This window comes from Aliiruegeria sabulilitoris, assembly GCF_001558155.1.
Taxonomy (GTDB): domain Bacteria; phylum Pseudomonadota; class Alphaproteobacteria; order Rhodobacterales; family Rhodobacteraceae; genus Tropicimonas; species Tropicimonas sabulilitoris.
In genome coordinates this window covers 160837-174004 of the sequence record NZ_LOAS01000009.1, presented here as the reverse complement: position 1 = coordinate 174004, position 13168 = coordinate 160837, and the positions used below count along the sequence as shown (strand labels likewise).

General features: G+C 63.1%; 12 protein-coding genes and 1 tRNA gene. 7 read left to right on the top strand and 6 right to left on the bottom strand.

All coding sequences use genetic code 11. The features are described 5' to 3' along the window. Positions 1-13: 13 nt before the first annotated feature. Complete coding sequence (locus AX756_RS09605) at positions 14-1153, bottom strand: pyridoxal phosphate-dependent aminotransferase (RefSeq protein ID WP_068310445.1); 1140 nt, start codon at positions 1151-1153, stop codon at positions 14-16. A gap of 284 nt (positions 1154-1437) precedes the next feature. On the opposite strand from AX756_RS09605, the gene AX756_RS09600 reads away from it, so the two are divergent. Continuing rightward, positions 1438-2187, top strand: a complete 750-nt coding sequence (locus AX756_RS09600; protein ID WP_068310443.1) for a DsbA family protein — start codon at positions 1438-1440, stop codon at positions 2185-2187. Positions 2188-2337: 150 nt separating this feature from the next. Here the strand turns inward: AX756_RS09600 and AX756_RS09595 are convergent, their stop codons facing one another. The 5 genes from AX756_RS09595 to AX756_RS09575 all read right to left on the bottom strand — a co-directional run bounded on the left by AX756_RS09595 (position 2338) and on the right by AX756_RS09575 (position 8141). Beyond that, positions 2338-3258 (bottom strand): glycerophosphodiester phosphodiesterase family protein, encoded by a 921-nt coding sequence (locus AX756_RS09595; RefSeq protein WP_068310440.1) that lies wholly within the window; start codon positions 3256-3258, stop codon positions 2338-2340. A 239-nt stretch (positions 3259-3497) separates the two neighbouring features. After that, a complete protein-coding gene (ispG, locus tag AX756_RS09590) occupies positions 3498-4625 on the bottom strand; it encodes a flavodoxin-dependent (E)-4-hydroxy-3-methylbut-2-enyl-diphosphate synthase (RefSeq protein ID WP_068310438.1) in 1128 nt (375 codons plus the stop codon). A 142-nt stretch (positions 4626-4767) separates the two neighbouring features. Beyond that, positions 4768-6075 (bottom strand): helix-turn-helix domain-containing protein, encoded by a 1308-nt coding sequence (locus AX756_RS09585; RefSeq protein ID WP_068310436.1) that lies wholly within the window; start codon positions 6073-6075, stop codon positions 4768-4770. A gap of 117 nt (positions 6076-6192) precedes the next feature. Further along, the gene (hemA, locus tag AX756_RS09580) at positions 6193-7428 is read right to left on the bottom strand and encodes a 5-aminolevulinate synthase (protein ID WP_068310434.1); all 1236 of its coding nucleotides are present in this window, start codon (positions 7426-7428) and stop codon (positions 6193-6195) included. A gap of 125 nt (positions 7429-7553) precedes the next feature. Then, on the bottom strand, positions 7554-8141 hold the full coding sequence (locus tag AX756_RS09575) for a hypothetical protein (RefSeq protein WP_068310432.1): 588 nt from the start codon (positions 8139-8141) through the stop codon (positions 7554-7556). A 153-nt stretch (positions 8142-8294) separates the two neighbouring features. On the opposite strand from AX756_RS09575, the gene AX756_RS09570 reads away from it, so the two are divergent. The 6 genes from AX756_RS09570 to AX756_RS09545 all read left to right on the top strand — a co-directional run bounded on the left by AX756_RS09570 (position 8295) and on the right by AX756_RS09545 (position 13153). After that, complete coding sequence (locus AX756_RS09570; RefSeq protein WP_068310430.1) at positions 8295-9023, top strand: helix-turn-helix transcriptional regulator; 729 nt, start codon at positions 8295-8297, stop codon at positions 9021-9023. Between the two features lie 519 nt (positions 9024-9542). After that, a tRNA-Val gene (locus tag AX756_RS09565) sits at positions 9543-9618 on the top strand. Between the two features lie 543 nt (positions 9619-10161). Beyond that, complete coding sequence (locus tag AX756_RS26630; protein WP_269432948.1) at positions 10162-10293, top strand: hypothetical protein; 132 nt, start codon at positions 10162-10164, stop codon at positions 10291-10293. 494 nt (positions 10294-10787) lie between these two features. After that, the gene (locus tag AX756_RS09555; protein WP_068310426.1) at positions 10788-12341 is read left to right on the top strand and encodes an acyl-CoA carboxylase subunit beta; all 1554 of its coding nucleotides are present in this window, start codon (positions 10788-10790) and stop codon (positions 12339-12341) included. Between the two features lie 15 nt (positions 12342-12356). Then, a complete protein-coding gene (locus tag AX756_RS09550) occupies positions 12357-12758 on the top strand; it encodes an OadG family protein (protein WP_068310424.1) in 402 nt (133 codons plus the stop codon). Next, positions 12755-13153 carry an acyl-CoA carboxylase biotin carboxyl carrier protein subunit gene (locus AX756_RS09545; protein WP_068310422.1) on the top strand — a complete coding sequence of 133 codons (399 nt, stop codon included), beginning with the start codon at positions 12755-12757 and terminating at the stop codon, positions 13151-13153. The genes AX756_RS09550 and AX756_RS09545 overlap by 4 nt, the downstream gene beginning before the upstream one ends. Positions 13154-13168 lie beyond the last annotated feature (15 nt).

The window sequence follows — 13168 nt, the reverse complement described above, 5'->3', positions numbered from 1 at the left end:
GCGTGGCGGTTCGTCAGCGGCGGCTCATGAAGTCCCGCAGTCGTTCCAGCCCTTCGGCGATATCGCAGGTGGCGCGCGCATAAGAGAAGCGCAGCGTCCCATGTCCGCGCTTCGGGTCGAAATCAAGCCCCGGAGTCAAGGCGACGCCGGCCTCGGCCAGGATCTCGCGGCTGAAGGCGAGGCTGTCCCGGGTCAGGTCGGACACGTCGGCATAGACATAGAATGCGCCATCGGGCGGCGCGATACGGTCGAAACCGGCGCGCGGCAAACCTTCGAGCATAAGGCGGCGGTTCTCGGAATAGGCCGCGAGATTGGCCTGCAGCTCCACATCGCAATCCATCGCGGCCAGGGCAGCGACCTGGCTGACATGAGGCGGGCAGATGAACATGTTCTGCGCCAGCCGTTCGTAACGGCGCACCTCGGCCTCGGGCACTACCATCCAGCCGACGCGCCAACCGGTCATGGAGAAATACTTGGAAAAAGAGTTGATGACGCAGACATCGTCGCTGATTTCCAGCGCCGAGACGGCCCGACCCTCGTATTGGATGCCGTGATAGATCTCGTCGGAGACGAAAGCAGCGCCGATCTCGGCTGCGCGTTCGATCAGCGCGCGCAACGCCTCCGTGGACAGCATCGTGCCGGACGGATTGGCCGGCGAGGCGACGATCAGCCCAGCGAGATCTGCCGGCACGTCCTCCGGCACGGGCTGCAACCGGTTCTCCAGCGAAGTGGGCAGCCCGACCGGCTCAAGGCTGAGCGCCTTGAGGATCTGCCGGTAGGAAGGATAGCCCGGCTCGCCAAGCCCAACACGGTCTCCCGCTTCGAACAGGGCGGTGAAGGCAAGCAGGAAAGCTCCGGAGGAGCCCGGCGTGACGATCACCCGCTCCGGGTTCAGATCCAGCCCGTACCAGTCCTTGTAGAGTTGCGCGATGCGCTGGCGCAGCGCCGGAAGGCCGAGCGCCACGGTATAGCCCAGCGGATCGGCCTCCAGCGCGGTGGCCAGTGCCGCCCGCGCACGGGCGGGTGCCGGCGTGCCGGGCTGGCCGACCTCCATGTGGATGATGCTGCGCCCGGCGGCCTCTGCCTGCCGCGCGGCCTCCATCACGTCCATCACGATGAAGGGATCGACCTCGCTTCGCCTTGATGCGCGCATCGCTTTCTCCTTACTCTGTCGCCCAATGCGTATTTCAATCGACACCGGGGCAGTCAATGGCAGCTGGCAGGGCATTCGGGACCATCACGTTGCGGGCGTCCGCGCGGGCGATGCCGTGGGGTCCAGCCAGGGCGCAATCCTGCACCGCATCCGGCACAGTTGAAGGACGTGACCATTCGTGCCAAATGCCCCGTGGGGAGACTTCCCTGCCGCTCCATGAGCAGGCGCCCTGAAAATGGCATCCTGAAGGCCACAGAGATCCAAGAGAAAAGGAAGACCCGCAAATGAAATCTCTCCTCCCCGCCGCAGTGCTGGCCGCGGGCCTTGCCCTGCCCGCTTCGGCGCTCGACCTGAACGCGATGAACGACGCCGAGCGCGAGGCGTTTCGTGCCGAGGTGCGGGACTACCTGTTGGAAAACCCGGAAATAATCATGGAGGCCGTCGCGGTTCTGGAGCAGCGTCAGGAGGACGCGCAGGCCGCCAATGACGTGTCCCTGGTTCAGGCCAATGCCGCCGATCTCTTCGAGGACGGATCGAGCTGGATTGGCGGCAATCCCGACGGCGACGTGACCATCGTCGAGTTCGTCGACTACCGCTGCTCCTATTGCCGCAAGGCCTTTCCGGAGGTCAGCCAACTGGTGTCGGATGACGGCAATATCCGCCTGATCCTCAAGGAATTCCCGATCCTGGGCGAACAATCGGTCGCCTCGACCCGCATGGCGCTGGCCACGAAACTGGCACTTGGCGACGACGCCTACAAGGCGGTCCACGATTCGCTCATATCCTTCCGTGGCGAGGTGAACCCGGTCTCGGTCAAGGCGCTCGCCTCCGATCTCGACCTCGATGGCGACGCGATTCTGGCGCAAATGGAGAGCCCCGAAGTGGATGCGATCATCGCCGCGAACCACGCGCTGGCGCAGCGGCTCCAGATTTCGGGCACACCGACCTTCGTCGTTGGCGATCAACTCCTGCGCGGCTACCTGCCCTATGCGGGCATGCAGCAGGTCGTTGAGGCCGTCCGCGAAGGCGGCTGACCGGCCACACAGGCCGGACTTCGCCAAACCCGGCCCCTCTGTTTGCGCGGAACGGACGTTGATCAACGTTGCAACAGCGTCCGTTCCGCAATCCGAGGCCTTGTCTTTTTCAGGAATGCACGCGGCCGTCCGGTCTCGGATGCAGAGACCCTATCGCCCCAATGCGTACAAGAGCAGTTCCGGGTAGTCCGTCGATGCCACGAGGCCAACCTCAAGCGCCGCCTTCCACGGGGCAATGTCGGCCTCATTCAAGAGGGCCCGATCTTCCGGCCCGTTCCAGCCCGATATCATCAGCGGCAGGCCCAACGCGGTCATGCGATCAAGAAAGGACGGGGTCAGCCCGGCGCTTACAACGCTGATCATCCTCAGGTCTGTTCCCATCTGCCCAACGATCTGTTCGAGATCCGCCAGGTAGTCGCGAGACCGGAACAGAACGACCACGGCCCCAATCCCGGTGGCATCCGTTGCGGCTTTCAACTTGCTCTGATCGGTGCCTGAATAGAAGAGTTCCCACAAGAGAAGGGTCCGCTTATCGTGTCCCTCCAGCGCCCTCGCCAGGCTCTCCACCTCGTAGGACTTGAGCCCGATCGCAACCAGCACCCTGCCTTCCGCGAGATCGAGCGCCTCCTGAAGCGTGGGGACCGGATGCGATGCGCCCTCATCGTCCGTGACAAGCTGGAGCTTCTTGATCTCCGCGAGAGTATAGTCGCGAACGTAGTCCTTACCGCCCCGTTGCTCCCTTGTGGGGCCGTTCGGCGGGCCATCGGGAAATACATCCACCACATTGGTCATCCGGTTCAAACTGTGGTCGTGCATAAGGATATATCTGTCATCTGCGGTCAACTGGGGATTGATATGCACCAGATCGACCCCCCGGGCGATTGCACCCTCAATCCATGCCAATGAGTTCTCGGGCAGCCCCCCGATCTCGGCACTTCGATGCGCCATGATCGCGGTGGGCTGACCTGGCGCCAGGCGCGCCTCGACTGTGACCTGACTCTCGGCCTGGGCGACTGGAAACCCCAGTACAGCGGCAATTGTCGCGATGAGGAAAACGAACTGGCCCCGCATGCACTCACCCCTTGGGCGTTGGAGATGAACTCAAAGGTTTTGCGGTCGCCAGACTACCCCGAATGCTGCGATCTTGCCTTGATGAGGCTCAAGCGGACATGGAATCCGCCCGACAGAGGTGAGGCTGTGCCGCCTGCTCGACGAGAAGCAGCGTCCGAGCTCGGGTTACCGGCGGGCCGAAAGTATTTGTGCTCCGCAAGCCCGCGCGCCGGGCTCAGCGCTCTGCCCTCTCGCCAGCGTTACTCCGCCGCCTCGGCCCCGGCCTGTGCCTCGATCTCGGCGGCCTTTTTCTCGACCTGCTCGACGATGTGATCGATCATCTGTTCGTTCGACAGCTTGTGGCTCTGCTTGCCGGCCAGGTAAACCATCCCGCTGCCGGCACCGCCGCCGGTAAAGCCGACATCGGTCATCAGCGCTTCTCCCGGCCCGTTCACCACGCAGCCGATGATAGACAGGCTCATCGGCGTCTTCACATGTTCGAGCCGTTTTTCCAGCGCCTCGACCGTCTTGATCACGTCGAAACCCTGCCGGGCACAGGACGGACAGGAGATGATATTCACCCCGCGATGGCGCAGCCCGAGCGATTTCAGGATCTCGAAGCCCATCTTGACCTCCTCGACCGGGTCGGCCGAGAGGCTCACGCGCAACGTGTCGCCGATGCCCATCCAGAGCAGATTGCCAAGGCCAATCGCCGATTTCACCGTGCCGGACATCAAGCCACCCGCCTCGGTGATGCCGAGGTGGATCGGTGCGTCGGTCTGTTCGGCCAACTGCTGATAGGCCGTCGCCGACATGAACACGTCCGAGGCCTTCACCGAGATCTTGAACTCGTGGAAATCATGGTCCTGCAGGATGCGAATATGCTCCAGCCCGCTCTCGACCATCGCGTCCGGGCAAGGCTCGCCGTATTTCTCCAGCAGGTGCTTTTCGAGGCTGCCGGCATTGACGCCGATGCGGATGGAGCAGCCGTGATCCTTTGCCGCCGCGATCACCTCGCGCACCCGGCTCTCGTCGCCGATATTGCCCGGGTTGATCCGCAGGCAGGCAGCACCACTCTCCGCCGCCTCGATGGCGCGTTTGTAATGGAAATGGATGTCGGCCACGATCGGCACCGGGCTCTCGGCCACGATTTCCTTCAGCGCCCGCGCACTGGCCTCGTCCGGCGTCGAGACGCGAACGATATCGGCGCCGGCTTCGGCCGCGGCCTGCACCTGCGCCACGGTCGCGGCCACATCGGTCGTGAGCGTGTTGGTCATCGTCTGGACCGAGATCGGCGCATCGCCGCCGACCTTTACCGAGCCAACCGAGATCTGCCGGCTTTCACGCCGATAGATGTTCCGCCACGGGCGCACGTGATTGATGGACATCTCTGGCCTCCGGTCCTGCGTTTCGCGCCCTATCTAGGACGACAGTCGCATAGGAGCAACATGGCGGCGAATATCAACCGTCACATTCGTGGTATCAGACAGCAACCCGGATTTCCTGCCGACCGGCAGAACCGCCCGGGGCTTACTGCTGGGCGGGTGGGGTCTCGGGGAAGAGCATCGCCTGTGCCACCGCGACGGCCTTCTGGGCGTCGGAGCCGTCAGTGGCCTCGGCAAGGGCATAAGTCTCGGTGAGGGAGGCCGAATTCAGCGCGACCTTGTCCACCACGGCGCCGTTGGCACCTGCCGGGCCATAGGTCTGCCCGTTCACGGCGAAATAGAGCGCACCCGCAGCCCCGGTCCGCAGGGTCGGCGACCCCTCGGTCTGCGGCACGACATAGGTATCGCCCGGGTTCAGGATTTTCTCCAGCAGCACGGAGCCATCCGCCGCGCGCACTCGTACCCAGGCCGGACGCACGGCGACGAGCATGACCTCGGGCATATTCTCGGTCACGCGCGGAATCGCGTTCGGCGTCTCTCCGAGTGCCAGAGCCACGGCGGCGTCAATATCGGTATCGAGACCGGCACCGGCTGGCGTTCCCGGCACACCGGCATCCGAAGCAGAGGCCATCCGCCGAGGATCGGTATCATACTGAACACTGGCAGACATCGGCAGGGACCCGACGGTCGACGGGTCCAGCGCGGCAATCGGTCCATCGCGGGCCACCATGACCGGCACATCCAGCGTCTGTGGCCGGTAGATACGCTCCAGCGCGTCGACGGGAGCGCCTTCGGCGACCACGACCTCGGCCGGCGGCGTTTCGTTGGCGTTCGTGATTTCGCCCAGCGGGTCAACCACGGCCACGGCCGTCGGTGCCCGGTCCACCGGTGTCACGCTGACGCGCTGAATTTCCTGCAGGACCGACCAGCCGCCATAGCTCACAGCCCCGATCAGGGCGAGCAAAACAAGGGTGGACCCAATGGCGCGCGGCTCGAGATTGGCCAGCGGCCCGGAGGATTTCGGCGCGAAGGAGACACGCGGGTCGGCAAAGGGGTTATAGCCTTCAGGCTTTTTCGCTGCCTGGTTGCGATAGACGGGCTTGTTGGAAGCAGGCGGGGTGCTCAGCTTGTCGGCCGTCGAGGCCGAAACGAAATCGGCTTCACGGCAAAAGGTCTCGAAAGCCCATTCGGGATCGAGCCCGAGATAACGGGAATAGGAACGCACATACCCCGCGACAAAGCCCGGGGTTGCGAACGCGGTCGGATCGGCATTCTCGATGGCGGCGATAAAGGACGCCTTGATCTTCAGTTCGCGCTGAACGTCAAGAAGCGACTTTCCCATCGTCGCACGTTCGCCACGCATTACATCGCCAAGGCGAAGATCGAAGTCGTCAAAGCCCTTTGGAGGAGCCTGTTCCTCGACCACCTTGGGCGGTTCCTTGCGCCCAATCATCTGCCCGTCCTCGTCTGCGTCAATTTATTGTGTCCCCGTAAATGCAGCGATTCGACGACTCACCACACCTTAGAGAAACCCTAACACAGGCTCCGAAACCATGCACTTAATGAAAGATCAGGCCGACAGTTCTTGGCGGTTTAACGCGCATTGCGACCAGAGGTTGTCCATCGCGCGCACCAGTCCGTCGAGCATGTCCGGGCTGTGCACGGGCGAAGGCGTGAAACGCAGACGCTCGGTGCCCCGCGGCACTGTCGGGAAGTTGATCGGCTGGACGTAAATACCGAAATCTTCCAACAGCATATCGGACAATTGCTTGGTGTGGACAGGGTCCCCCACCATCACCGGAACGATATGCGAGCCGTGATCGATGATCGGCAGGCCCATCGCCTTGAGGCGGGTCTTGAGGATCTTCGCATGCAGTTGCTGCTTGTCCCGAAGCGCCTGGTCCGTCTTGAGGTGACGAACCGACGCGGCCGCGCCGGCGGCCACTGCCGGGGGCAGCGACGTGGTGAAGATGAAGCCCGGTGCATAGGAGCGAATCGCGTCGCACATCTTGGCGGAAGCCGCGATATAGCCCCCCATCACGCCATAGGCCTTGGCCAGCGTGCCGTTGATGATGTCGAGCCGGCCCATCAGCCCGTCGCGCTCGGCGACACCGGCGCCGCGCGGGCCGTACATGCCAACCGCGTGCACCTCGTCGATATAGGTCAGAGCGTCGAACTCGTCGGCCAGATCGCAGATTGCCTCGATCGGGCCGAAATCGCCATCCATCGAGTAGATCGACTCGAAGGCGATCAGCTTGGGCGCCGCCGGATCGTCCGCTTCCAGAAGTGCACGCAGATGTTCCACGTCGTTGTGCCGGAAGATCCGCTTGGCCCCGCCATTCCGGCGCACGCCTTCGATCATCGAGGCGTGGTTGAGCGCGTCGGAATAGATGATCAGCCCCGGCAGCAGCTTGGGCAGCGTCGAGAGCGTTGCGTCATTGGCGATATAGGCCGAGGTGAAGATGAGCGCGGCTTCCTTGCGGTGCAGGTCGGCCAGCTCCGCTTCCAGCCGCTTGTGATAGACCGTGGTGCCCGAGATATTGCGCGTCCCGCCCGATCCTGCACCGGTGGCCTCCAGTGCTTCCTGCATCGCTTCAAGCACGACCGGGTGCTGGCCCATTCCCAGATAGTCGTTCCCGCACCACACGGTGATGTTCTTCTCGGAGCCATCTGGCTTGGTCCAGACGGCATTCGGGAAGTTCCCCTTTCGCCGTTCGATATCGATGAAGGTGCGGTAACGCCCTTCCTCGTGCAGCTTGGAAATAGCTGTTTCGACGGCGGCGGCGTAGCGGGTTTTATTCGTCACCTGGGGTTACCTCGGTCTGTTTTCGCGCTTTTTCTATGTTGTTGGATCACATTAACGACGCCGGCGCACATTGATATGGCGCAAATTGCCGCTCACTTTCCACAACATGAATATGTTTTGTGCACTTATTGATCGGCTATGACAAGCCTGCAATCCGAACCGCCCTTCGCTTTCGCGGCCGCCGCGCATTTGGAAAGTGCCCTGCCACCATCCCCGCGATCGGCGCCGAACGCCCCTGTCGAGGGCGATATGGCGATCGCCTTGGGCTCGTCCATCTTGCGATATTCCTTGCCGAAATACTTGGTCGCGCCAACCGAGAGCGTCAGCGGCTGCGCCTTGTATCTCTTGGGAGTGATGGTGGCGATCACGACACAGGGCCCGCCCACCGTCCGGCGCGCATTGCAATTGTCGAGCGCCGCCTTCTGGGCGCTTTCGGCGCTGTGCAGGTTGCCGATGGTCGGCATAAGATTCGACGAGGTCGGCTCGCCGGGCGATACCGCGATGGCGCCATAATAGGGAATCTGCTTGCCCGCCTGCTTGATCGCCTTGGCCACGTTGGAATCGATGAGATCGGCCTGGCCGAGGGTCACATCGGAGCTGGTGCCGAACAGCATTTTTTTCGCCGTCCTGCTGTCGATGGTCTGGGCCTGCGCCAGAGGGGCAGCCAGAATGAGTGCCGTGGCCAGGATACGAACCGGTGCGGAAATGCGCATTTCTGAAGTCTCCCTTCGCTTGGCGCGCAACCTAGCGCGCGATCCTCACATCTGCCAGCCCTGTTCTCAGCCCGCGCAAGGCCTTTGCTTCCGGGCTTTATGGGGGCGGATTCCATGTTAACTTATCCATCAGCCATTGGGGAGACGCGCGCGATGATGACCATTCAGGAACAGATCGCCGTGGTGCGCGACATCTCCGACACCGATGTGCTCTGGACAGCCACCCGCGATTTCTTCTTCTCGCGCGGCGCTCAGATGATCGCCTATCGCCACTTCGTTGGCCGCCCCGAGCCTGAATCCCTGGACCGGATGACCGTCGTCGCCGAAGGGTTCCCGGAGGGCCTGATCGAGAAACTCTTCCGCGAGCGGCTGGTGCTGGTAAACCCGATTCCGGACCTTGCCAGCCGAACCGCCGATCCGTTCTTCTGGTCCGACATCCCAAGCATGACCGAGTTGCTGGAGAGCGAAGAAGCCTTTCTCGAAACCCTGAGGGAGTTCCGGCTCGGCGACGGGTTGGCGATCCAGGTTTTTGGCCCGATGTCGCGCAACGGCATCTTCAATGTGGGTTTCGGCGAGACGCGCCCGGCCTTTGGCAAACGCGAACTCAAGGAACTGCAACTGGCCGGACAGCTCAGCCACCTTGCCTATATCCGCATGACGCCCAACCGCGCGAATGGCACCCGGATGACCGCGCGGGAACGCGAGATCCTCGAATGGATCGCCCGGGGCAAATCGAACTCGGTCATCGCCGATATCCTCGGCATCTCGGTGCACACGGTCGATACCCATGTGCGGCGCATCTTCCGCAAGCTGGAGGTCAATGACCGAACGACCGCCGCGGTCAAGGGGCTGGGCGCGGGGCTGGTCAACAGCGCAGCCTAAAAAAGCCGCCGTCACGCAGCTGCGTGACTGAAGCGCCCCCTGCCCGCCCCCTATATCGAGGTCACGGAAGCGGTGGCGGCCGCGAGAGACCGGACACGACGACCCGCAAGAGGCAACCAACGGTGCACGCGCCGTCAGGAGACCGCCAGCGGAGCCCGATGGTCCGGAGCCGCTCTTCTTCTGTGTCCTGTGTCTTTACTCGTTTCGCACGGGGCAACGAGATGTGGCCGGCGCCTCCTCCGGTTCGGCCACCCGGATGCACCACTCACGTGCAACTCTTGCGTGTTGAACGCGCATGGGGCGGCAGGTTCATGGGGATGACCTGCCGCCCGCCTTTTTCCGTCATTTCAACATGTTGAAAACTGGCCGAGAGCAGGCGACCTGCGGACAGTCCAGTATTCGGCGCACCCCATTCACCACGACACGCAGCTTGTCCCGCGCCACCGCTTTTCGCTGTGCTTTCCAAAGACAACCGCTCTTGCAATCGCCCACCCGTGCAGGCTATCACCTCCTGACGGCGGGTGATTAGCTCAGTTGGTAGAGCGCTTCGTTTACACCGAAGATGTCGGGAGTTCGAGCCTCTCATCACCCACCACTTGCACCTTTGAAATCCAAAGTGGCTGCCGTTCGCACTCGGGCTTGCGGGCATTGATGCCCTGCGTTTCGTCCCAACGTCTCGAAAAGTCCGCGCGGCCCGTTCAAACAACGCCAGGCCGGCATCGACCTGCACGAGAGATCATGCGGATCGCAGATATGATCATGTCGGAGCGCACGCCTGGGAACGGCCAGCATCGGCCTTCGGTTGCGCGGCCCACACGTTTTCTTATCCGTGTTGCGTGGCCAGAATCCGATCGGAAATGATTCTGTCAGAATCGGCATTATTCGCCTCAAAACGGCAAATCGGCCCGCTTGGACCGGTTTTTTCGCCCCTGAGGCCTTGCCTCTGCTGCATTTCGGGATTGCGCCATTCAACGTGGCCACGCGGGACCGGCTATCCTATCAACCTTCCGTGGGGGGAAGCTCCCCGAACCCTGAGGAAAAGACCATGACATATCTTCCTGGCGCCTGCCCCGATCGGGACGCCGCGCGGCTTCGTGCGGTCAGGTACTTCGCCGACATCTGCTCGGGACGAGCTCCAATGTCCGAAAAACAAGGGCTGCTCGATAAGGTGCGGGAGCTGGAAGCCATGTCCGACGAGGAACTGTCGTCGCTCGGCATTCTGCGGGAAGATATCGTGGATCACGTTTTCAGGGACGCTCACTTCGTGTGAGCATCAAGCGCGCGAGGCGCCGGATCGTCCCACCGGTTCGGCCTTCGCGCGGTCCAGTCGTCATCGAGGGAGCGGCGTTGTGTCCGGGTTGTGCTATAACGATACACATGATGTTGTCGCGCGCGATCCGGCCCGCAGCCCAAGTGAGCCAGACGAACTCAGCCAAGGTTGTTGCCACGGAATGAAAATAGCTTCGTTCTTCATCGTTCAAAGCATAGAGGCCGGCGCCCCCCGCCGGCTTCCGTTTCCTAACGACCCGCAGATCCGCCTGGAAACAGTTCCACTTAGGAAGGGACGTGACGACGAACCCGACACTTCCGGCCGGGGGCCTTCGTGGCACCCCATCCGTTCGGACGCATCGGTCAATATGTCGAGAGAAACCCGGCTTTCGGCGGCCTTGCATCGCCGCCCGTTAGCCCGCGGGGGCTCCCCCCGCCTTTCGTCAAGAAACGCAACGCCCACGATGGGCGGGGCCTTGGGAGAATAGTCCAGACATGGCAATATCCAAGAAACTAGCAGACGAGCTGGAGCAGCGGCGCGCCATAGCGCTGGCTGGCGGCGGCCAGAAAAAGGCCGACGACCGGCACGCGAAAGGGCGCCTGACTGCCCGTGAGCGCCTCGACGCGCTGTTTTCCAAGGGAACGTTCCAGGAATTCGGCCTTCACGCCAAACACCGCACCCGGCACTTCGGAATGGACAAGAAGGACATCCCGACCGATGGCGTCGTCGTCGGCACGGGCTTCGTCGACGGACGTCCCGTCGCGGCCTTCAGCCAGGATTTCGGCGTGGTCGGCGGCTCGCTCGGCGAGATCCACTCCAAGAAGATCTGTCATACGCTCGACCATGCGGTGAAAGCCGGCATACCGGTCATCGGCTTCAATGACTCGGGCGGGGCCCGGATCCAGGAAGGTGTCGGCTCGCTCGCCGGTTATGGCCAGGTCTTCTACCGCAACGTGCAGCTCTCGGGCGTCGTGCCCCAGATCTCCATCATTGCCGGCCCCTGCGCCGGTGGCGCGGCCTACTCCCCGGCGCTCACCGACTTCATCATCATGACCCGCGAGAACGCCCAGATGTTCATCTGCGGCCCCGAGGTGATCCGCTCGGTCACCGGCGAAGTCACGACGATGGACGAGATCGGCTCGGCCAAGGCCCATGCCTCGATCTCGGGCAATATCCACTTCATCGCCGAGAGCGACGAACATGCCATCGCGCTGGCTCACCGGCTGCTGTCCTTCCTGCCCTCCAACAACATGCAGGACCCGCCGCACAAGGTGGAACCGGACCTCTCCGTGGTCGATGTCCCGGCGCTGGACGAGATCGTTCCCGAGGACCCCAAGGCACCGTTCGACGTGCGCGAAGTCATCAAGCTTCTCGCTGACGACGCGGACTTCCTCGAGGTTCAGGAGCTCTTCGCCCAGAATATCGTCATCGGCTTCGGCCGCATCGGCGGGATCGTGGTGGGCTTCGTCGGCAACCAGCCGACGGTCAAAGCCGGTACGCTCGATATCGACGCCTCCGACAAGTCCGCGCGCTTCGTGCGTTTCTGCAACGTCTACAACATCCCGATCGTCACCCTGGTGGACGTCCCCGGCTTCCTGCCTGGCGTCAAGCAGGAGCAGCAGGGCATCATCCGCCACGGCGCCAAGATGCTCTTTGCCTATGCTTCCGCCACGGTGCCGAAGATCACGGTCATCATGCGCAAGGCCTATGGCGGCGCGTATCTGGCCATGTGTTCGGAAGACATGGGCGCAGACCGGGTGATCGCCTGGCCGACCGCGGAAATCGCCGTGATGGGCGCGGAAGGGGCTGCCAACATCCTCTACCGCAAGGAGATCAAGGAGGCCGAAGATCCGGTCGCGAAGTCCAAGGAACTCATCGCCGAGTACCGTGAAGAATTCGCCACGCCCTATCTGGCCGCCGGTGAACTCATGGCGCATGACGTCATCCAGCCGCGCGAAACCCGCTCGGCGGTTGCGCTCTCCCTGCGCGGCCTGATGTCCAAGCGCGAAACCCGCCCGCCGAAGAAACACGGCAACATCCCGCTGTAATGAAAGGTCTTCCACATGCTTGAAGCCTTGGGAATCATCGGCACCGGCTTTGCTGTCGTGATGTCGGTTCTCGCGTCACTGTGGGCTGCCTGTTCGTTGGTCGGCTACTTCTTCACCCGTGAGAAGAAGGAACAAAAACCGACCGAGGCTGCCCCCGTGCCGCCGCGTGCCGCCGTCGCCTCCCGCGCCGGTGTGCCGCCCCACCACCTAGCCGCGATCTCCGCGGCGGTGTCTGAAATCTTCGGGCCCGGCTACGTGGTTACCCGCGTTGCCGCTCCCTCCCACGTGGTCACCGACTGGCCCATCGAAGGTCGCAAGGACACCTTCGCCGGCCGGCGCATCCGGACAGCCTGGGGTCCCACCCGGCTCACCCTCGGTGGTGAAACCCCCAATATTCTGAGAGGACAGAACAAATGAAACGCCTTCGGATTACCGTTCAGGGCATTGCCTACGAAGTGACCGTCGAAGACCTCGATCTGGATACTCCGGCAAAGGCAGCCCCTGCCCCGGCCGCCGCTCCCGTCTCCGCCCCGGCTCCCGCCGCTGCCCCTGCCCCGGCTCCTGCCGCTGCGCCGGCCCCGGCCGCTGCTCCGGCTGGCGACGGCGCCGTGCCCAGCCCGCTGGCTGGCACCGTGATCAGTGTCGACGTGTCGGTCGGTCAGAAAGTCTCGCAAGGTGACACGCTTCTGGTTCTCGAAGCCATGAAGATGAACACCAACATCGGCGCCCCTTCCGACGGCACCGTCACCGCCGTCAACGTGGCCGCCGGTGCAACCGTGACCGAGGGTCAGGTCCTCGTCACCTTGTCCTAAGGAGGCGTTCCTCCG